The following is a 20,311-nucleotide window of genomic DNA, read 5'->3' on the forward strand; positions in this document are numbered from 1 at the left end:
GGGGATTACAGCTCGTAGCTGAAGCCCAGCAGGTAGATGCTGCCATAGCTCTGGTAGTCACGAACCTGCAGAGAGTTGTCACCACTCAGGGTGGTGAACGGTTCATCGGTCAGGTTCTGACCCTGCAGGTACACAGACAGCCCTTCCAGGCCGCTGATGCCGGCATCGGCAAAGTCGTAGCCCAGCTGGACATCGACAATGGTCTCGCCGACAACGTCAACCTGCTGGGTGCTGAAGCCCAGGCCGTATACCTCGCCCTTGAAGTCATCACGCTTGCGCATGCTGGCCCTGGCGGAGAAACCGTAGTTCTCGTAGTAGGCAGTGAGCGTCTGGATGCTGTCGGACAGGCCCGGCAGCTGGTAGTCGTTGCCGCTCGGGTCCTGGATGTCAGACTCCAGGCCGGTATGGCTGGCCAGCAGGCCGAAACCGTCCAGGCTCTCGGAGAAAATGTTGAACGGCAGGGTAACCGCCAGCTCGTAGCCACTCAGGGTGCCGCCGCCGCCATTCACTTTACCGGTGCCGGTGGCAGTGGAGAACTCGGGCACTTCACCAGTAGCCGGATCCGCGACGCCAGCCAGCTCAACCTGGTAGTTGCCGTCGAAAGTCCACTGGTCCAGGTCTTTCCAGAACAGCGCCACAGAGAAGTAACCTTCTTCGCTGAAGTAGTTCTCGTAGGAGAGGTCCACGCCCAGCGCTTCTTTCGGCTCCAGCTGCGGGTTACCACCGCTGATGCTCCAGAAGTTGCCGTTGTCGTCCGGCTGCTGGTTGTAGTTAACCGAGACAGAAGCGTTCATCTCATCCAGGCGGGCACGGGAGATGGTCTGGGCTGCACCGAAGCGCAGGGTCTGGCGCTCGTCCAGTTCCAGGGCCAGGTTCAGGCTCGGCAGGAAGTGGCTGTAATCGTGGCTGATGTCGGTCGGGGTAGCCACTACCAGGCCGTCAATCGCTTCAGCCGCGAAACCCTGGGAGTTCTGCTCGGTGTAGACATAACGCAGGCCGGCGTTACCGGTCAGCGGCAGGCCCGCGACCTGGGTCTCGAAGTTGGCCTGGGCGAAGGCAGAGGTAATTTCCTCACCCACAGTCCAGGAGCCGGTCAGGTGCTTGATGTCCGTCAGGGATTCGGCCAGCAGGTTGTAATAACCATCATTGAGCAGGCCAGCAGCGTCATAGGCAATCATGTCGCCCATGCCGATGAAATCCAGGGAAGCGGTCCCCAGGCGGTACTCTTCCGGAACTTCCAGGGTGCCCGGGAAGTTGGACAGGGTCATGTAGAAACCCTCCGACTTCTTGGACTTCTCGCGGTCACGGTAGGAAACGCCGTAGGAGATTTCGTTAACGATACCCACTTCCACCATCTGGCTGGCAGCCAGCTTGAGGGAGGTCAGCTCGTCGTCGATTTCCGGGGTATTCAGGAAGCCGTCCTGCGCCGCGTTGACGTAGGGGTCGCCATCTACCAGGCCGTATTCACTGTTCAGCGCTGCACTGTAACCCCAGGTCAGCGGGCCGCCCAGCTGGATCAGGTTCCAGTCACTGTAATCCAGGTCGTGATCAAACTTGGCGCCGGTATTACCACCGTCAAAGGTGTAGGACAGGTTGTCCGCGACACCCTCGCTGTCGCCACGTCCGGTACCGGAATAGCTCTCGAAGCTCCAGATATCACGCTTGACTGCGGAGTGGGCAGCGTCGAATTCGATCTGCAGGGTATCGGTGAGGTCGTACTTGGTGTTGAAGCCGAAAGACTTCAGGTCCGCAGCGCGGGTTTCCAGGTCGTTACGCACAACAACGCGCTGGCCCTCGGTAGTGGCACCGGTGATAAAACCGCTGGACGGGTCCACGGTGGCGCTTTCCGGGCTGATGGAACCCTGGCCCCAGGCAAAGGGAATCTCGATACCGCGCAGGATCTTCTCGTCAGTGAAGTCCACATACAGGGCATCGAAGGTCATGTTCAGTTTTTCGTTCGGCTGCGCCTCGACCACCAGCATGGTGCTGTCGCGATCCAGGACAGAGGAACGTACAAACGGCTTGGCACCGCCCAGGATGGAGTAGGTATTGCCATCATCCGCGGTGAATTCCGGGTAGCCCCAGGAATTCCAGCGCTCTTCCTGGTTCGGGGAGCTCATGGTGTTGTAGGCGAAAGCCACACCAATCTTGTCATCGGCGAACTGGTCGATGTAAGAGAAAGTCGCGCGATGGCCGTCGTCCTCACCATCGGGGTTCAGCTTGTCGAAGCTGGTCATCTCGTACTGGGTGTTCACCTTGACGACACGCTCGCCACGCTCCAGCGGCTTGACGGTCTGCATGTCGATGACACCGGCGATACCCTCGGCCTCGAGGCTGGCGGTGGGCGTCTTGTAGACGGTCACGCCGCTCATGATCTCGGAGGGGTACAGGTCGAATTCCACACCGCGGTTATCGCTGATGGAAACCTGCTCACGACCATTGAAGGTGGTGGCACTCTCGTTTTCACCGAAACCACGGATAGACACCCGGCTGGCGCGGCCATCGAGGCGCTGCGCGGCCAGGCCTGGCAGGCGGGCAATGGATTCGGCAATGGAGGAGTCCGGCAGTTTGCCGATATCTTCTGCAGAAATGGCCTCAACAACGGCCTTGGCATCGCGCTTGGTGTCGATGGAATCCATCACACTCTTGCGGAAACCGGTAACGGTTACCTCTTCCAGCGAACTCGCGCCCTCTTCCTGTGCGTAGGCGCCAATGGAAGTGGCCACAGAGGCTGCGATGGCTGCGGACAGCAGGGCTGGCCGGAACCGCTTGTTGTTAGAACTCATCATCATCTCCCTGGACTTATCGTTATGGTGAGTACCCTAATCCTAGGTTTACCCATCGTCCTTGACCTCCTCCCCCGAGGGGGGAGGAGGGGGGAGAGATCACGGCGCCCCTTCTTGGGGCGTCAGATCGCACCATCACTTGTCTGGTTTTCTGGTTAAAAGTGCTTCAAATGGCCCGTTGCTCAGCGGTCCAGCTGGGCCGCCGCCCCCAACAGGGCCTGGAAACCGGCATTCAGTGTGTATACCGGCACCGTCTGCATCCATTCCCGCAGGCGCCCCTTGGCCAGGAAGCGCTGTTCGAACTCGCTCTCGGGGAGCAGGCTCTCGATCCGCGGCAGGATCCCCCCGCCCAGGAAGACGCCACCGCGGGCAGCGAAATAGGCGGCTACATCCCCGGCAGTGCTGCCCAGGAAGTTGAGAAAATCGATCAGTGTTTCGCGACACATGGGGTCAGTCCCCTCCAGCCCGCGACCGCTGACATCCGGCGGCGTGAGTTCTTCGGCCTCACGGCCGTTGAGCGCACAGACCGCGCGGTAGAGGTTAACCAGCCCGCTGCCGGACAGGATCCACTCGTTGAACACCGGCTGCTGTTCCCGCACCAGGATCTGCAGCAGCTCCATTTCCCGCTGGCTCGCCACCGGCAGGTTGGCATGCCCGCCCTCGCCCGCCACCACGTAATGGCGCCCGTCCTCGCGGATCAGGCCGGCGACCCCCAGCCCGGTACCTGGCCCCAGTACCGCCATGGTGGCGTCCTCGATCCGGGGCGCGGCGCGCAATACCTTGTATTCATGCTCTCCCAGCAGGGGCAGGGACAGTGCCAGCGCGGCAAAGTCATTCATCAGCTGCGCCTCGGCCAGCCCGTGTCGGGCCCGCAGCCCCGCGGCATCGATATGCCACCCCAGGTTGGTCATGTAGACCCGCCCACCGGTGTCATTTTTTTCCACCGGTCCGGCACAGGCGATACACGCCCGCTCAGGTACCGGCTGTTCCAGCCCCTCAAGCCAGTGCTCCAGTGCGGCGTCAAAACCGCCGAATTCGCGGCAGTTCACCACTTTGAGCGCATCCAGCGAGTAACCGGTGTCGGTTGGATTGGCAATGGCAAATCGGGCGTTAGTGCCACCGATATCCGCGACGATACTTGTCATTGGTCTTCCTGTTATCTTCCCCCGGGGTCGGCGGGCGCGTAAGTTACGGGCCCCGCCCCGATAAATCCAGTTTTCTGGATGATTTTTCACCAGCTTTTTTAGTGAACCGGGCGTCACCTTCCCACCCGGGCATCCAGAAATTGTAAGAGGTGAATTCGATTCCTGCTGTGGTCAGTGGTCCCGGTCTTCCTAACCCTTGACCGCGCCGGCGGACAACCCGGATACCAGGAATCTCTGCAGCGCCATAAACAGGGCAATCACCGGCAACGACACCAGGATGGCCCCGGCGGCGAAGTAACCCCATTCCGACGCATAGTCGCTGACGAAAAAACGCAGCCCCACCGGGACCGTGTAGAGCGCCTCATCATCCATGAAGATGGACGCGAGGATGAACTCGTTCCAGGCCGTCATAAATGAGAAGAGCCCGGTCACGGCAATCGCCGGTCGCGCCAGCGGCAGGATGATCCGGTAAAAAATCGTGAACCGTGACGCCCCTTCCAGCAGGGCCGATTCCTCGATCTCGTACGGCAAGGTGTCGAAGTACCCTTTCAGCATCCAGACACAGAACGGCAGCGCCGTAATGGCATAGACCAGGATCAGCCCCAGCCAGCTGTTCCCCAGCCCCAGCCACTGCACCACGATCACGTAGAGCGGAATCAGCATCAGCACCGCGGGAAACATCTGGGAAATCAGGAACAGCACCAGTCCCCGGTCGCGACCGGGGAAACGGAAACGGGAAAACGCGTAAGCGGCAGAACAGGACAGCGCCACCCCCACCACCGTGGTGGACAGTGAGACCACCAGGCTGTTCAGCAGCCAGCGCATAAACGGCTGCTCAGTAAGCACCGCGCGAAAGTTTTCCAGGGACCACTGCTGCGGCAGCGGTACCAGCGCCACCAGCTGCTGCCAGAAGCCGGCATCATCCGGCAGCTCCACCAGCTGCAGCGACTGCTGCCCGGAAAAAGCCAGGCTCACCACCCACAGCAGGGGGTAGACGACCACGGCGCCGGCAAACAGCAGCAGGGCAAATCGCCAGCTGAAGATATCACCCAGCACGGCTTTAATACGCGCAGTGGCTCCCGGCCCGGCCGCCGCGGCCAGGACTCCCGTGGCGATCCGCGAACTGCTCATCGGCCCGCCTCCAGTGTGCGCGACACCCGCATCTGCCACATGGCATAGCACAGCAGCAACACCAGGATCACCATGGAATAGGCCGCCGCATAAGCGTACTGGTATTTCTCGAACCCGATACGGAACGCCCGGGTAATCAGGATATCGTTGGCGCCCGCCGGCGCCCCGTCACTGACCAGGTAAATCACATTGAACATGTTGAACGTCCACACCACCGACAGGATCACCGCCGGCACCAGCACCGGTTTCAGCAGCGGCAGGGTAATCCGGCGGAACTGGATCCAGCGACTGGCACCCTCTACCCGCGCCGCCTCATAAAGGTCGCGGGGAATCGACTGCAGGCCGCCCAGGATCACCACCATCATAAACGGGATGCTCAGCCAGACATTGGTCACCAGCCCGGTAAAGAAGCTGGTGCCCACCGAGTCGAACCAGGCCACCGGCGCCAGCCCCACCACCTGCAGCGCCTGGTTGATGACACCAAATTGCGGGTGGAACATGCCCTTCCACACCAGCGCAGTGATGTAATTGGGAATCGCCCACGGCAGGATCAACAGCACCCTGAACCAGGTACGCCCGAAAATGGGCCGGTCCAGCGCCAGCGCCAGTACCAGGGCCAGCCCCACGGCCAGGATCACATTGCTGGCGGTCCAGGCAATGGTCACCAGCAGGGTCCAGTAGAAGTTGTCGTAATTGATGCTGCGCCCGTCGCCCTCGCCGTACCAGAGGTTCCAGTCGCCGAGGATACTGGCGTAGTTATCCAGTCCCAGCCAACGGGAGGCAAACGGGGTGTTTTCGTTCAGCAGGGTGGTGTCCGTGAAAGACAGCAGCAGGCCATACAGCAGCGGGAAGAACACCAGCAGCAGCATGCCCAGCATGGCCGGCAGGATATACAGGTAGGCGGTGCGATGGGTGCGCCAGCTGGCCGCAATTCGCCGACGCCGCCGCCACAGCAGCACAGCGAGCCCGGACAGGCACAGTGCGATGGCCAGCCAGACCCAGCCCGGTACCGACCGGGGTGTGTCACTTCTTTGCTGCGCCAGCTCCAGGGCTGCCACATCCCGCTGTACCTCGCCCTGCAATCGCTGCATTTCCTCCGCCGGCCGGGCCGCGCCCTTCACCACTTTTTTCAGGGCGTTTTCCAGCGGCTTCCACAGCAATGTCATCTGCGGCAGGTTGGGGATAGCGACCGCGGTATCCAGCTGGCGACGGAATGCCTGGGCACTGGCGTCGGCCATCACTTCAGGATGGGAGAAAACGGCCAGGTTGGCCGGCAACTGGCCACCGGCGACCGCCATGCGCAACCCGGCCTCCTCGCCGGTCAGGTAGCGCATCAGGCCATAGGCCGCCTGCCGCTCCTGGCTCCACGGGGACAGGAAAATGCCCTCCACCGCCATCCAGGGCGCCAGCGGCGCACCGCTGGCATTGTTGTAGGGCAGCGGGGCCACCCCGTAATCCATATCCGGGCTGATTTCCCCCAGCATCCAGGGGCCACTGATTACCATGGCCGCCCGCCCCTGGTTGAACAGGTTGGTCACCAGGGTGCTGTTGGGCTCTTCCGGCAGGATGCGCTCTTCGCGCACCCAGCCCAGCAGCTGCTCCAGCGAGCGAATATTGCCGTCACTGTCCAGCGCCAGCCGACCGGAGCGATCGAATGGCCCGCTGCCGAAACTGTTCAGCAGGGCGCCGTGAAAGAAGGGTTCGGTGTAGTTGTAGGCGAGTCCGAAGCGGCCGCGCTGGCGGTCGGTGTGGCTGCGGGCCAGGGCCACCAGCTCGTCCGTGGTCCCGGGAGGGGAGTCCACCAGCGCCCGGTTGTAGATCAGCGCGGTGCTCTTGAAGTTGAATGGCAGGCCGTAGAGGCGGCCCTCGAAGCGCATCGCCTCCACCAGGCTGGCGGGGAAGCGCCGCAGGACTTCTGCGGAAACCAGGTCATCCACCGGGGCAACGGTGTTACCGGCGCGGGCCCAGCCGCCGATGCGGTCATGGCCAAAGATGAACAGGTCCGGCCCCTGTCCGCGCGGGACTGCAGCGGAGAGTTTGTCGGCAAAACTGCCAAATGGCACCGCCAGCGCCCGCACCCGCGTTTCCCGCTGGCTGCGGTTGTACTGCTCCAGCAGCTGCTCCAGTGCCTGGCGCTCCTCACCGCGATAGCCGTGCCAGAGCAGCAGCTCGTCGGGCTGCTGGGCGGCAACCGGCAGGGTGGCAAAGCCAAGCAGGAGGAAAAGCACCGACAGCAACAGGTGACCCGCGGGCAGGCGCCCACGCACAGGGAATTTGCACTGCAACTCCCCGTCGGTCAGGTCCCGGCCGCTGGCGGTGCCGGTCACAGCACCGGCTCCGCGTGCCCGGCCGGCTGCGCCAGCCGGATACGCTGGCGGCTGCCGGCGTCGAACAGGTAGACCGCCTGCGGGTCGAAGGCGAGTTCAATGGTCTCGCCCGCGGCCAGCGGGCGCAGGCCGGGCAGGCGCGCGACCAGGCGCTCCTCGCCCACCCCCAGGTGCACCAGCATTTCCGCACCCAGGGTCTCCACCATCTCGATAGCGGCGCGCAGGCGCGGCCAGTGGTCCGGCGCGGCGGCGGCATATTCAAGTTTTTCCGGGCGCAGCCCCAGCAGCAGCTCGCCGCCCAACCCGGAAAGGCCCGCCAGCGACAGGTCCAGCAGCCGGTTGGATACCCGCTCGCCGCCGTTGCGCACCGGGATGATGTTCATCGGCGGCGATCCCATGAAACCGGCCACGAACACATTGTCCGGGTCGTTGTAGAGTTCCATCGGGGTTCCCACCTGCATCAGCTCCCCGGCGTTGAGGATCGCGATGCGCTGGCCGAGGGTCATGGCCTCGACCTGGTCGTGGGTAACGTAAACCGAGGTGGTGGCAAACTCCCGGTGCAGCCGGGCGATATTGGCCCGCATCTGCACCCGCAGCTCGGCGTCGAGGTTGGACAGAGGCTCGTCGAACAGGAATACCTGCGGGTCGCGCACCATGGCGCGCCCCAGGGCCACACGCTGGCACTGCCCCCCGGACAGCTGCCCGGGCTTGCGCCCCAGCAGCTCGGCGAGCCCCAGGGTCTGGGCGGCGCGCTCGATTTTTTCGCGGATAACCGCTTCCGGCTCCCGGCGCACCCGCAGGCCGAAGGCCATGTTCTCGAACACGGTCATGTGCGGGTAGAGGGCGTAATTCTGGAACACCATTGCCACGTCGCGCTCGCCGGGCGCCACGTCATTGACCAGCCGATCGCCGATCCACAGCTCGCCACCGCTCACCGACTCCAGGCCGGCAATCATGCGCAGGGTGGTGGACTTGCCGCAGCCGGAGGGCCCTACCAGTACCATAAACTCCCCGTCCCGCACGGACAGGTCCAGGCCCGGCACCGTTGGCTGGCTGCCCGGGTACTGCTTGGCTACGCGCTTGAATTCAATGCCGGCCACGGCGATACCTCGCAATGGCGCGATCGCCGGTGGGAAACTGGGAGCTGGGATTAGTCATCGACGCACAACTTCGTCTTGTTCTGTATCGCGCACAATACTGCCATGCATTCACCTGCAGCACAGCCGGGTATTCTTGACCTTCAGGTCCGCCACGGCATCCACCCCGCCAAGGGCGTAGGGATGGGGCCAGACAGCACGAACCACGGGGTCGGCGGCTACCCGGCTGGCAACCGCGAATGACAGCAGCCAAAGCGCTGAACATTAATTGAACAGCCCGGAAAGGTCAATTTTTAGACAGCTTTTTCAGGAATACGCCGATTTCGCGTTCCACCTGCACATCCCCGCGCTCTCGCGCCACCTCCAGTCCACGCTCGAATGCCTGTTTCGCGCCCGGCCTGTCCTCTAGCGCCATGCGGCTGCGGCCCAGTAGCTTCCAGGCCGCGGAGTGCTCCGGCATCTGCTCGGTGCACCGCTGCAGGTGGTCGGCGGCCTCGGCATAGTCCCCGGCATTGAACAGCGCACTGCCGAGGCCAAAGCGCAGCAGCGGCGAGTCCCGCCCCTCCTCGAGTTGCGCCCGCAGGCGCTGGATGATCGGATTGGTCATGGGTGCTCGGTTTTCCCCCGGGTTAGAATTTGTGGTCACGTAACAATAATCAGGGGACACCACCGTGAAAAGAGCGCTTCTGTCACTGGCGGTCGGCGCCGCACTGGCCGCCACCAATCCTGCCGCGGCCGCCGCGGACCCGGAACAACTGCTGCAGAAAACCGAAGACAAGGTGATCGAGTGGCGCCGCCACATCCACCAGAACCCGGAGCTGGGCAATCGCGAAGTCGAGACCGCCAGCTACATCGAGAAGCACCTGGAGCAACTGGGCCTGGAAGTGGAAACCGGTATTGCCCACACCGGCGTGGTGGGCCTGCTCAAGGGTGGAAAACCCGGTCCCACCGTGGCACTGCGGGCGGATATGGACGCACTGCCGGTCACCGAACAGGTCGACCTGCCGTTTGCCTCCAAAGCCACCACCACCTTCAACGGTGAGGAAGTCGGCGTTATGCACGCCTGCGGCCACGACACCCATGTGGCCATGCTTATGGGCGCTGCGGAAGTGCTTGCGGGCATGCGCGACGAGCTGCAGGGCAATGTGCTGTTCGTGTTCCAGCCCGCCGAGGAGGGCGCCCCCGAGGGAGAGGAAGGTGGTGCCGAGCTGATGCTCAAGGAAGGCCTGTTCAAGAAGTACAAGCCGGACGTGGCCTTTGGCCAGCATGTGACCTCCAACCTGCCCACCGGCGTGATCGGATACCGCTCCGGCCCGCTGATGGCGAGCTCGGACAAGTTCCGCATTATGGTCAAGGGCCGCCAGACCCACGGCTCCCGTCCCTGGGGCGGCGTCGACCCCATCACCACGGCGGCACAGATCGTCATGGGCACCCAGACCATTGTCAGCCGCCAGATCGACATTACCAAGGAACCCGCGGTGGTGTCTTTCGGCAAGATCGACGGCGGGGTGCGCAACAACATCATCCCGGATAACGTGGAGCTGGTGGGCACCATCCGCAATTTCGACATGGACAATCGCCAGCGGATTTTCGAGCGGCTGCCCATCACCGCCGAGAACATCGCCAGAAGCGCCGGGGCCGAGGCAGATGTCACCATCTACGAGGGGTATCCGGTAACCGTCAACAACCCGGACCTGACCAAGGCGGCACTGCCGACCCTGCGCGAGGCTGCCGGGGAAAAGAAAGTGATCGAGATTCCCAAGATCACCGGCGCCGAGGATTTTTCCTTCTTCGCCAACGAGGTACCGGGCTTCTACTACTTCCTGGGTGTAACCCCCGCGGGCCAGGACCCGGCCCAGGCCCCCAGTAACCATTCTCCGCGTTTCTTCGTGGATGAGGCGGCCCTGCAGGTAGGCACCGAGGCCCTGACCCGGCTGGCGCTGGACTATATGGAACAGCACAGCGACGGTTAACTCCCCCATCGGGTGGCCAACCGGTCCGGTGCCGCGATCACAGCGCCCCGGGCCGGCTCTCCAGCCCCCTTCCGGTCACCCCTACCGGTCTCCCACCACTTGCCCCCTTTCCCCTGCTCGCCCCCCCTGACGCTGGCCCGCCCTCCCCGATTGGTCGATGGGCATATTGCAAACTACCCTGAGCCAGTGACGCGTGACTTTTAGTTGCGTCATTGATCCCGGCTGCACGCCAGGACAGAACGGCCATTGGCGCCATTGAGGTACCTGTATGACGCCCGGTGAAGAAGAAAGCAGTATCCATTTTCGCCACCCAACTGTGGCCGACGGCGCAGCTATCTGGCAACTGGTGGTAGACGCCGGGACGCTGGACCGCAACTCCAGCTACCTGTACCTGCTGCTGTGCCGGGACTTCCCCGACTGCTGCGTGGTGGCGGAACGGGGCACATCCCTGCTCGGCTTTACCACCGGCTATCGTGCGGCGGCACGTCCCGATACCTGGTTCCTGTGGCAGGTGGGTGTGGCGGCAGAGGCGCGGGGCCAGGGACTCGCCAAGCGCATGGTCACCTTCGCGCTGGGCGCACTGGTGCCCGGTGAGGTGCGCTACCTGGAGACCACTGTATCCCCCTCCAACACAGCATCCCGCGCACTGTTTAAAAGTATCGCCCGGCAGTTTGAAACCCGGCTGGAGGAAAGCCCGCTGTTCGACGCTTCCCTGTTCCCCGGATCGGAGGGCGAGCACGAATCGGAACCCCTGTTGCGGCTGGGCCCGTTCGATCCCGGCGCCCTGAAACAGGCCGGACACACACTGATTTAATGCCGGCACAAAGCAAGAAGGAGCAACCCCATGCGAATCTTTGAAGAAATGGAATCCGAGGTGCGCGGCTATGTGCGCTCCTTCCCCACGATCTTCGACACCGCGCACGGCTCGGAGATGTTCGATGAACAGGGCACCCGCTACCTGGACTTTTTTGCCGGCGCCGGAACCCTGAATTACGGCCACAACAACCCGAAGGTCACCCGTGCGATGATCGACTACCTGGAAAGGGGTGGCATCGTGCATGGCCTGGACAAGGCCACGGTGGCCAAGCGCGCATTCCTGACCAAGCTGCGGGATACCATCCTGGCACCCCGCAACCTGCACTACAAAGTGCAGTTCACCGGCCCTACCGGCACCAACGCGGTAGAGACCGCGATGAAGCTCGCGCGCCTGGTGAAGAAGCGTTCCAACATCATCACCTTCACCAATGGCTATCACGGCCTGACCCTGGGCTCGCTGGCTGTTACCGGTAACTACGATTACAAGGACGAAACCTACGGCTCCCGCAGCAATACGGCGTTTATGCCCTACGACGGCTTCCTCGGCCCCGGCGTGGATACCATCGACTACATGCGCCGCTTCCTCGAGGACGGTAGCAGCGGCGTCGACCTGCCGGCAGCGATTATCCTGGAGACAGTACAGGGCGAGGGCGGTATCAATATCGCCAGTGTGGAATGGCTGCAGAAACTGGAGGCCCTGTGCCGCGAATTCGATATCCTGCTGATCGTTGACGATATCCAGGTAGGCAACGGCCGCACGGGTACTTTTTTCAGTTTCGAGCGCGCCGGGATTTATCCCGACATGGTGACCCTGTCGAAGTCCATTGGTGCGGGCCTGCCCATGGCCCTGCTGCTGATGCGTCCGGACGTGGACCAGTGGCAGCCGGGTGAGCACACCGGCACATTCCGCGGCAACAACCTGGCATTTGTCGCCGCCACCGAAGCCCTGGGCTACTGGGACAATGACGACCTGTCCGCGGCGGTGAAGCGCAACGGCGAACTGATGCAGGAAGAGTTGCAGCGCATTGTGGAAAAGTATCCGCAGCTGGATGCCAGCGTGCGCGGTATCGGTATGGTGTGGGGCCTGGAGCTGCCGCAGACCGGTGTCGCCGGCGCAGCCTCAAGAGAGGCCTTCGAGCGCAAGCTGCTGATCGAGACTGCCGGCGATCGCGACCAGGTACTGAAATTCCTGCCGTCACTGTTGATCGAGGAAGAGCTGCTGCGGGAGGGACTGGGTATCGTGGATGAGGCACTCGGTGCCATTGTCGAGCAGCGACAGAAAACCGTCGGCGGCCAGGGCAGTTGAGCATGTCAGATATTATCGTCAGTAAATTCGGCGGCAGCTCGGTGGCCAGCGCCGGGCAAATCGAGAAAGTCCGCCAGATCGTCGCCGGCGACAAGCGCCGGCGCATCGTGGTGGTGTCGGCGCCCGGTCGCAGCCAGCCGGGAGAACAGAAGCTCACCGACCACCTGATTAATATCGCCACCGACGGCACACATTTCCGCGAACAGCGCATCAATATCCCGGTGGCTGACAGCAAACTCGCCGTCATCGAGCGCTTCACCAAAATCATGCACGAGCTGGAAATCACCGACAACGACCTGGTCGAGTCACTGAAACAGGACCTGGACTGCAAACTCAGGGGCGACCGGCGGGTGGCATTCCTGGCTTCGCGGGGCGAGCACTACAACGCGCGGGTGATTGCCAGGTATTTCCAGCAATCGGATATGGACGCAGAGGTCGGCCTGCCGGAGGATTTCGGCATGCTGGTCAGCGAGCAGTTCCTGAACGCAAAGCTCCTGGAAGAAGCCTACGTCAATATCCGGAAACTGGCGGCCAGTGAAAAAATTACGGTAGTGCCGGGATTTTACGGCGTCACCAAAAGCGGGGAAGTGGCAGTGTTTTCCCGCGGCGGCTCCGACCTGACCGGCGGCGAGATCGCCAAGGGTGTCTACGCGGGCAGCTATGAAAACTGGACCGATGTGAGCGGTGTTTTCGAGGCCGACCCGCGCCTGGTGCCAGAGGCCAGGGCCATTCCCAGGCTCACCTTCAAGGAGATAAGGTTACTGTCCAGCAAGGGCTTCAACGTTTTCCACCTGAACGCCATGCTGCCCTGCAAGGAACTGAAGATCCCCATTCATATTCGCAATACCAATGCCCCTGACGATCCCGGCACCGTCATCCTGTTCGAGCGGGTGCCGGAAGAGGGAGTGGTTGGTGTTGCGCGCCTGGACAGTGTGGCTTATCTCTACCTGGAAAAGGACATGCTTGGGGAGGAAGTGGGATTTACCGCCGACCTGCTGGGTATCCTGCGGGAGTTCGGTATCCAGACTTATCACTTTCCGACGGACAAGGATGATATCGCTGTGGTGGTCAACCAGGATGATTTGACCGGGGCCATCAACGACCTGCGCCGGCGTATCGAGCAGCAGCTGAAACCGGACTTTATGGACGTGGTTTACAACCTGTCGATACTGACGGCCGTGGGGCTGGGCCTGCAGGGCAACTCCTACCCGATCGTCGATGCGCTGAGTGCGCTGGGCAAGTCGCATATCCCCATCGAGATGATCGACCAGAGCCCGTCGCAAATCTGTTTCCATATCGGCGTCCAGCAGTCAGTTGCCGACGACGCCCTCAAGATCCTTTACCGGGCCCTGATCGACTGAGGGCGAACACCGGGTTCGCCCTCAACACGAACGTCAGGCCGATTCTGTCGACCGGGACGGGCGACGACGACGGCGCGGGCGCTGGCTGTCGCTGCGCGGGGCATCGGAACGATTGCCACCGTTACCACGTCCACCGTTGCCGCGCCGGTTTCCACCACCGCCATTGCCGGGCTTGCCGTTACCGGGCTTCCTGTTGCCCTGGTTCCCGCCGCGCGGCGCGCGACCGGACTCCGGCAGCGCATGGTCAGGCTCGAAGCCCTCGATCTCCTCGCGCTTGATCGGGTTCTTGATCAGGCGCTCGATATCCCGCAGCTGCTTGATCTCGTCCGCACTCACCAGCGACACGGCCTGGCCGCGCGCACCGGCACGGCCGGTACGGCCGATACGGTGGACGTAATCCTCAGGCACATTGGGCAGGTCGAAGTTGACCACCTGCGGCAGTTGGTCGATATCGATACCGCGGGCAGCGATATCCGTCGCCACCAGGATCTGCACCTTGCCGTTCTTGAAATCCGCCAGGGCCTTGGTACGGGCATTCTGGCTCTTATTGCCATGGATCGCAGCCGCGCGGATATCATCACCCTCAAGCTGCTTCACCAGGCGGTTGGCACCGTGCTTGGTGCGGCTGAATACCAGCGCCTGGTGCCAGCCGTTCTCGTGGATCAGGTGGCTCAGCAGCTTCTGCTTGCGCGCCTTGTCCACCGGGTGCAGCGTCTGGCGAACAGACTCGACTGTGCTGTTGCGCGGGCTCACGTCGATTTCCACCGGGTCGTGCACCAGACCCCGGGCCAGCTGGCGGATCTCCGGAGAGAAGGTGGCCGAGAACAGCAGGTTCTGGCGGCGTTCCGGCAGCAGTCGCAGCACGCGCTTGATATCGTGGATAAAGCCCATGTCCAGCATGCGGTCGGCCTCGTCCAGTACCAGCGCCTCCAGCTCGTCAAAGCGGATGGCGCCCTGGCCGTGCAGGTCCAGCAGTCGTCCGGGAGTGGCTACGAGGATATCCGCACCGCCGCGCAGCCGGGAGATCTGCGGGTTGATTTTCACCCCGCCGAACACACAGGCGTGTTTCATCGGCAGGTATTTACTGTACAGCTGCACATTGTCGAATACCTGCGCAGCCAGCTCGCGGGTCGGTGTCAGCACCAGCGCGCGCACCTGCTTGTTGCGGGCCTTGTCGCCCTGCATCAGGCGATGCAGCAGCGGCAGGGTAAATCCGGCAGTCTTGCCGGTACCGGTCTGCGCCGCCGCCATAATGTCGCCACCACGCATCACCGCAGGAATGGCCTGCGACTGGATCGGGGTGGGTTTTTCGTAGCCCTGTTCAGCTACCGCGCGGGCCAGCTCATCGGCCAGGCCCAGTTCTTCAAATAACATATCAGTCCTCAGGTCGCGTCGCGCGCGACCGCACAGATGCCCGCCCCAGGCGGTTACATCGGGGAAAACCAGAGATCACGAAGAGGATCGTTTCGCTCTGCCGTCATGTGACCGGGAATTGTTCGACCGGTTCGGTGCGGCATTCAGTAGTGAGTTCCAGGGGGACTTTTGGGAAAGTGTTCCAGGAGGGGTGCCGCAGGGAGGTCGAGCGGCCTACAGATGACGCTGCTGGCATGTCACCAGCGCGGGCACTATACCACACATGAACTGACCGGTAAGTTCTTTTTTTGGGGCGCTGCAATCTGCCCCGCTGCCGGCGCATCCCACCCTGCCTCCCTGCTCGCGCAGGTAATAGACAACGCCTATTTACAGCTGCCCCCATAGGACTAGCGGGTATTTGCGGGCAGCTGGTGCCACCCTAGCCTACGGAAAAGGCCGGTAGCGGCGAAGGTATCGTATAAGCGAAATTTACGATGTAACACATTAATAATGCTGTGCTGGGCAGCGGGAGGTTATGGCCATGTCTGCCTATTATTGTGAAAACTTCCAGCCGGAAACTGTCACCCTCGACGACGGTCGCGTTGTGCAAATCCGCGCCGTATGCAGCACTGACGGTGACCTGGAAAAACAACTGTTTGAAGGCCTGTCACCGGAACTCCGCCGCGACCGCTTCCTGGGGGGGAGTTGCAAGGTCAGTGACAAGCTGCTGTCCCTGCTTACTGACAACGACCACCATATCCACGAAGCATTGATCGCTATCGCCGATGCCGATTCCGATCCCAGGGCGGTGGGCGTGGCCCATTATGCCTGTGACGCCAGTGGCCATGCCTGCGAATGTGCAGTCGTGGTTGCGGACGACTGGCAACACCAGGGGCTGGGCAGCACCCTGCTCGATCGACTGACCCAAATCGCCAGTGGCCACGGTCTCGATGAGATCTACTCGATTGAATCCGCGGAGAACCACCACGGTGAACGACTGGCAAGGGCCATGGGGTTCCAGGCCCATGCGGACCCGCACGACTATACGTTGCTGACTTACACCAAGTACCTGCATCCGGATTACCTGGTGAGCAAGGAAGCGGCAAATACCGCAGTGCGGAGGCACTAGCGGTGAACCGACTCAGGCTGGAAACAGATGAAAAAAGGGCCGGTCGCCCCCGGGGTAGCCCCGGGGGCGACCGGCCCTGTCGATGGGGCAGTCGTAATCCCGTAATCGCCAACCGGCCAGGAGCTTTCCCAGCCGGTTACTCGTATCCGGATAACCTGTTACCCGATCTCTGCCAACAAATCGCTACATGGTGCCGTTGGCGATTGTGATCACGTCAACCGCGTAGTCTACCGCCGGCGTGAGATCCAGGGCCTTGCTGGAGTAAGGACCAGTCTCACCCACGAGGGTCGTTTCCTGGGGCATCTGCAGGGTTGCGCTTTCCTGTTCTGCCGGTTCGTCAGTAATGGTCCCGCTGTACCCGTCCCTGAAGGCAAAACTCTGCACCGGCGCAAAACGCCAGACGGCCAGGTCACCGCGTTCCGGCATGGAATTGTGCTCGGTAAAACCATTCTTGCTCAACACCACCGGCTCACCGTCCGCGGCCACTGCAATACTCTCCCCGTAAAACTCTGCGCTTACGGCGACACTGAGATGCTGCTGGATCAGCCCATCCGGTCCCATTTTCGATACCCAGTATCCGCCGGCACCCGAGCCCAGCATCCAGATATCCCCTCCCGGCGTGGGTATCACTCGCCTTACATCGCCATAGGCGACTGACTGTGTGTAACGATAGCTGCTACTGATATTGCCCAGGCTATCCAGGGCAACCACTACCGGGCGCAGGTCAACGGCCGCCTCGGGATCAAAATCAGCGGTGCCCACCAACAGCACTTCTGCGGGGTTATCCGGATCAGTGACCTCGGCCAGGCGGGCGGAGAAGTGGTAATTGGCATCCAGCACCGGGTACTTCCGCTGGTAGAGCAGGTTGCCATAGGCATCCAGCTTGAACAGCTGCGGCAGCTTGCTGGATTCAGCGCGATCAAAGGCCACATAAATGCTGCCATCAGCAACCTGCAGCACATCGGCCGGGACGCCGAGCACGTCCACGGTATAGCGCTTCGACCAGACCAGCTCCCCCTGGCTGGATACTTTTACGATATCAAAGAAATCCTCAACGGCATTCTGGCGGGCCACCGCCACAAAGCCATCGGTTACCCCGTCGCGATCCTCATCCAGCGCTTCCAGCTCGCTGAAGGTCGGCTCACTAGTATAAGCATCGTCCTCAAGGTGTTTCTCCCACAATTTGGAACCATCAGCGGCATTTACCTTGATCAACTTCTTCTGGTAAATGTCCGTGTAGCGACGGACATTGAGCAGGAATACCGGATTACCGTCTGAGGCCGCTACTACACCGCCAAACTCCACTTTCCCGCCATTTTCAGCCTGGGTGAACTCCTTCGCCCAGACCACCTGCCCATACTGGTCCAGCCTGAAGTACTGGGTCTGGAAATTCGACTCACCTACGACCAGGTACTGGCCGCCACCGAGTGCCAGCAACTCCTTCGGCGTAATCGCCCCGCTAGCCCCCGGGTATGTCCTGATCCATGCGTTCGCAGCAAACTGCTCTCCCGTGGTGACAGTGGCCTGGTTGGAATACTCCGACACCACATCGCTATTGGCGGCGTAAATTCGGTAAACGTAGGTGGTTTCGTAGGCGAGACCCGAATCCGTGTACTGCTCCACATCCGCTGTGACGGCTGTGACACGGCTGAAAGTGCCCCCATCCAGCTTTCGCTCAATAACGAACTCTTGTTCGTTATCGGACATATCCACCCACTGGAGGGTTATGCTGTTGCCATTGACCCCGGTCACGGCCAGCTCGGCTGGTGCGTTTACGGGATCCGGCTCCGTAGTCGTGTCCCCAGAACTATCACCACCGGTCCCGGAGCCATCGCCAGCAGTGTCACCGCTACCGGAACCACTGTCCCCGGTGCCACCACCATCAGAGGTCCCGCCGTCACCGGAACCGCTGTCAGAACCACTGGGCACCGGATCGGTGCTGTCGCCACCACCGCCGGACCCGCCCCCGCCACAACCGGCCAGGACCATAAACAAAGACAAAACAATCGCGTATTTCATACTGCGCTCACAGGCATCCCAAAGTGTTTATCCCGATCCTGCGGTATGCATACGGCACAGGTGCGCCCGGCCAGCACTAACCCGAAAGATCCAGATTCTCGTTAACTACACATCCCTGCGAGTCCTATTCCACGTCGAATAGTGGAAATCTCCCTATCACGCGTGGTATCCAGCAAGTGGCACGAATGTTTAACCCGAAGCGTCAAAAATGTGACCCCCGTCTCACTTTTGGCGAGGTTGTTGAATTGAGAGGAGAACTGGCAAGAGTAGAGAGGAAGGGAAGCGGGCGGTCCCGTCAGGGGACCACCACTCAGGTCTGCCGGCCCGCCCTGGCAGGCGGTTATTGGAGCCTAGGGAAAGATGATTTCGCGGGGCTCTGCACCGCTGAACAGCGAGGGATACTTCCTCTTCGCCAGGGCAATCATCTGGTCACGGTATTCATCGGTGAGGCCGACACCCTTGTCCGAGGTAACCACGGTCCCGTAATAGAACACTCCCTCATTATCGAAGCGCATCAACCTGGGATCCTTGACATCGAGATAGGGGAACCTGGCCTGCACAGCATTGGAACCGGGCAGGGTTTCAAATTGTATATATTCGATGGCCAGGCTTTCACCTGCGGGAAACGCAAGCGCATAGACGTCGACTATTTCCGACGAGTGATTGCGGGGATGCACGACCAGGGAATAGCGCTTGCCGTCGGCATTCTTGCCCTTGACGACATTGAGGTCATAACTGCCGACAACCCCGAGCAACATGACCGCTTCGTCCTGGTAAAAGCGGAAGTCCGGGTTGCGTGAATAGTAATAGCCATCATTGACACATCCGGAACAAAGCAAAACAAGCAGTAAAACAATTACACCTTTAATCCTCATAATCCCCCCAAAAAGCAACATGAATTGATAGTGAACCCAGGGTGCGAAAGTGGACATCGAATCATCCACCTCGCCCTGTCTTTTGATAGCTGCCGCAGGATATGGCTCAACCAGCCGCACCAATGCAACGATATAAAAAAACCCCGCAGCGAGTGCGGGGTTATCCCATCCTGGTCAGCTCTTCCCGGAAACCGGGGAGGCTTTAGATATCCTCTACGTTCAGCTTGTCCGCGTCAGTTGTCTTGTCCCCGGACTCCTGTGCCGCCTTGATATCCCTTCGCAGCATTGCGACAGCCTGGCGAAACTGCTTGTCATTCTCAGCCTCGGGATTGTTCTCGGACAGCACACCCAACAGGTTACGAGCCACTAAAAACTTACCCTGCTTGGCATAACACCGGGATGCAACCACCATGGCTTGCGTATTACCGTAGGTAGCCTTATCGAGCGACGCAGCCTGCTCTATCGCGACAATTGCCTCACCACAGTTGTCGACGATATACAGAGCCTTGGCCAGCTCAACATACGCCTTGGGAGTCGGCTTCAACTTGATGGAGCTGATAAAACTCCGTACCGCTTCATCGAACTCGCTTTCAGTCACCAGCATTTCGCCCAGGAACAGGTGCGCCCTGAAGTTATCCGGCTCCTCCTGGAGATACGCCCTGACCTTTGCGATTGCGGTATCAGTCTTGCCGATCATCGTATGCGCCTTCGCATCCAGAACAACAAACTCATATCGGTATTTACCGGTGTCTTCAACAGCGGCGACCAGTTCGATCGCCTTGTTGAAATCGCGGTTCTTGGCGTAAAACTGGGCTTTGATCAGCTCATAGTATGCATCACCTGAACACTGCTTTTCCTTCTCCAGCAACATGTTCAGTTTTTCACCATCCGTGGCATCCCGGTGCAGCACCGAGTCAACGACTTCCCGACAATTGTCAGCATAGACATGTTGCATAAATAACAACCCGAACAAAAAAGCTAGAAATTTCATAG

General features: G+C 61.2%; 15 protein-coding genes. 5 read left to right on the forward strand and 10 right to left on the reverse strand.

What is annotated here, in order from left to right:
- Positions 1-5: 5 nt before the first annotated feature.
- From ACH6CX_RS17060 to ACH6CX_RS17085, 6 genes are all read right to left on the reverse strand, one after another.
- Complete coding sequence (locus tag ACH6CX_RS17060; RefSeq protein WP_233006454.1) at positions 6-2,786, reverse strand: TonB-dependent receptor; 2,781 nt, start codon at positions 2,784-2,786, stop codon at positions 6-8.
- Between the two features lie 182 nt (positions 2,787-2,968).
- Positions 2,969-3,931 (reverse strand): glucokinase, encoded by a 963-nt coding sequence (gene glk / locus ACH6CX_RS17065; protein WP_233006455.1) that lies wholly within the window; start codon positions 3,929-3,931, stop codon positions 2,969-2,971.
- 189 nt (positions 3,932-4,120) lie between these two features.
- Positions 4,121-5,062 carry a sugar ABC transporter permease gene (locus ACH6CX_RS17070; RefSeq protein WP_396676030.1) on the reverse strand — a complete coding sequence of 314 codons (942 nt, stop codon included), beginning with the start codon at positions 5,060-5,062 and terminating at the stop codon, positions 4,121-4,123.
- The gene (locus ACH6CX_RS17075) at positions 5,059-7,389 is read right to left on the reverse strand and encodes an extracellular solute-binding protein (RefSeq protein WP_334078592.1); all 2,331 of its coding nucleotides are present in this window, start codon (positions 7,387-7,389) and stop codon (positions 5,059-5,061) included. The genes ACH6CX_RS17070 and ACH6CX_RS17075 overlap by 4 nt, the downstream gene beginning before the upstream one ends.
- Positions 7,386-8,489 carry a sn-glycerol-3-phosphate ABC transporter ATP-binding protein UgpC gene (locus tag ACH6CX_RS17080; protein WP_334078591.1) on the reverse strand — a complete coding sequence of 368 codons (1,104 nt, stop codon included), beginning with the start codon at positions 8,487-8,489 and terminating at the stop codon, positions 7,386-7,388. The genes ACH6CX_RS17075 and ACH6CX_RS17080 overlap by 4 nt, the downstream gene beginning before the upstream one ends.
- A gap of 283 nt (positions 8,490-8,772) precedes the next feature.
- Entirely contained in the window at positions 8,773-9,093 is a 321-nt protein-coding gene (locus ACH6CX_RS17085) for a tetratricopeptide repeat protein (protein ID WP_233006459.1), read from the reverse strand.
- 64 nt (positions 9,094-9,157) lie between these two features.
- Here ACH6CX_RS17085 and ACH6CX_RS17090 point away from each other — a divergent pair, with 64 nt between their 5' ends.
- The 4 genes from ACH6CX_RS17090 to ACH6CX_RS17105 all read left to right on the forward strand — a co-directional run bounded on the left by ACH6CX_RS17090 (position 9,158) and on the right by ACH6CX_RS17105 (position 13,942).
- Positions 9,158-10,459 carry an amidohydrolase gene (locus ACH6CX_RS17090; RefSeq protein ID WP_233006460.1) on the forward strand — a complete coding sequence of 434 codons (1,302 nt, stop codon included), beginning with the start codon at positions 9,158-9,160 and terminating at the stop codon, positions 10,457-10,459.
- Between the two features lie 268 nt (positions 10,460-10,727).
- Positions 10,728-11,273, forward strand: coding sequence for a diaminobutyrate acetyltransferase (gene ectA / locus ACH6CX_RS17095; protein ID WP_233006461.1), 546 nt, complete (start codon positions 10,728-10,730; stop codon positions 11,271-11,273).
- A 30-nt stretch (positions 11,274-11,303) separates the two neighbouring features.
- Positions 11,304-12,581 carry a diaminobutyrate--2-oxoglutarate transaminase gene (gene ectB, locus ACH6CX_RS17100; protein WP_233006462.1) on the forward strand — a complete coding sequence of 426 codons (1,278 nt, stop codon included), beginning with the start codon at positions 11,304-11,306 and terminating at the stop codon, positions 12,579-12,581.
- 2 nt (positions 12,582-12,583) lie between these two features.
- Complete coding sequence (locus ACH6CX_RS17105) at positions 12,584-13,942, forward strand: aspartate kinase (protein ID WP_233006463.1); 1,359 nt, start codon at positions 12,584-12,586, stop codon at positions 13,940-13,942.
- A 33-nt stretch (positions 13,943-13,975) separates the two neighbouring features.
- Here ACH6CX_RS17105 and ACH6CX_RS17110 read toward each other — a convergent pair whose 3' ends face one another.
- Positions 13,976-15,316, reverse strand: a complete 1,341-nt coding sequence (locus ACH6CX_RS17110) for a DEAD/DEAH box helicase (RefSeq protein WP_233006464.1) — start codon at positions 15,314-15,316, stop codon at positions 13,976-13,978.
- Between the two features lie 520 nt (positions 15,317-15,836).
- Between ACH6CX_RS17110 and ACH6CX_RS17115 the strand changes: the two genes are divergently transcribed.
- Positions 15,837-16,424 (forward strand): GNAT family N-acetyltransferase, encoded by a 588-nt coding sequence (locus ACH6CX_RS17115; protein WP_233006465.1) that lies wholly within the window; start codon positions 15,837-15,839, stop codon positions 16,422-16,424.
- 183 nt (positions 16,425-16,607) lie between these two features.
- On the opposite strand, the gene ACH6CX_RS17120 is transcribed toward ACH6CX_RS17115, so the two are convergent.
- From ACH6CX_RS17120 to ACH6CX_RS17130, 3 genes are all read right to left on the reverse strand, one after another.
- Positions 16,608-18,443, reverse strand: coding sequence for a fibronectin type III domain-containing protein (locus ACH6CX_RS17120; protein ID WP_233006466.1), 1,836 nt, complete (start codon positions 18,441-18,443; stop codon positions 16,608-16,610).
- A gap of 350 nt (positions 18,444-18,793) precedes the next feature.
- Positions 18,794-19,318, reverse strand: coding sequence for a hypothetical protein (locus ACH6CX_RS17125; protein WP_233006467.1), 525 nt, complete (start codon positions 19,316-19,318; stop codon positions 18,794-18,796).
- A gap of 202 nt (positions 19,319-19,520) precedes the next feature.
- Positions 19,521-20,273: a tetratricopeptide repeat protein gene (locus tag ACH6CX_RS17130; RefSeq protein ID WP_237062866.1), complete on the reverse strand. Its 753-nt coding sequence runs from the start codon at positions 20,271-20,273 to the stop codon at positions 19,521-19,523.
- Between the last annotated feature and the right edge of the window lie 38 nt (positions 20,274-20,311).

Origin of the sequence: Microbulbifer sp. JSM ZJ756 (assembly GCF_044383805.1) — a bacterium.
In the GTDB taxonomy this organism is placed as follows: Bacteria; Pseudomonadota; Gammaproteobacteria; order Pseudomonadales; family Cellvibrionaceae; genus Microbulbifer; species Microbulbifer zhoushanensis.

Excerpts from the sequence above, each read along its gene's own strand:
- ACH6CX_RS17110 (WP_233006464.1), bottom strand. The coding sequence starts at position 15,316 with ATGTTATTTGAAGAACTGGGCCTGGCCGATGAGCTGGCCCGCGCGGTA.
- ACH6CX_RS17115 (WP_233006465.1), top strand. The coding sequence starts at position 15,837 with ATGTCTGCCTATTATTGTGAAAACTTCCAGCCGGAAACTGTCACCCTC.
- ACH6CX_RS17085 (WP_233006459.1), bottom strand. The coding sequence starts at position 9,093 with ATGACCAATCCGATCATCCAGCGCCTGCGGGCGCAACTCGAGGAGGGG.
- glk (WP_233006455.1), bottom strand. The coding sequence starts at position 3,931 with ATGACAAGTATCGTCGCGGATATCGGTGGCACTAACGCCCGATTTGCC.
- ACH6CX_RS17060 (WP_233006454.1), bottom strand. The coding sequence starts at position 2,786 with ATGAGTTCTAACAACAAGCGGTTCCGGCCAGCCCTGCTGTCCGCAGCC.
- ACH6CX_RS17070 (WP_396676030.1), bottom strand. The coding sequence starts at position 5,062 with ATGAGCAGTTCGCGGATCGCCACGGGAGTCCTGGCCGCGGCGGCCGGG.
- ACH6CX_RS17125 (WP_233006467.1), bottom strand. The coding sequence starts at position 19,318 with ATGAGGATTAAAGGTGTAATTGTTTTACTGCTTGTTTTGCTTTGTTCC.
- ectB (WP_233006462.1), top strand. The coding sequence starts at position 11,304 with ATGCGAATCTTTGAAGAAATGGAATCCGAGGTGCGCGGCTATGTGCGC.
- ACH6CX_RS17120 (WP_233006466.1), bottom strand. The coding sequence starts at position 18,443 with ATGAAATACGCGATTGTTTTGTCTTTGTTTATGGTCCTGGCCGGTTGT.
- ectA (WP_233006461.1), top strand. The coding sequence starts at position 10,728 with ATGACGCCCGGTGAAGAAGAAAGCAGTATCCATTTTCGCCACCCAACT.
- ACH6CX_RS17130 (WP_237062866.1), bottom strand. The coding sequence starts at position 20,273 with ATGCAACATGTCTATGCTGACAATTGTCGGGAAGTCGTTGACTCGGTG.
- ACH6CX_RS17105 (WP_233006463.1), top strand. The coding sequence starts at position 12,584 with ATGTCAGATATTATCGTCAGTAAATTCGGCGGCAGCTCGGTGGCCAGC.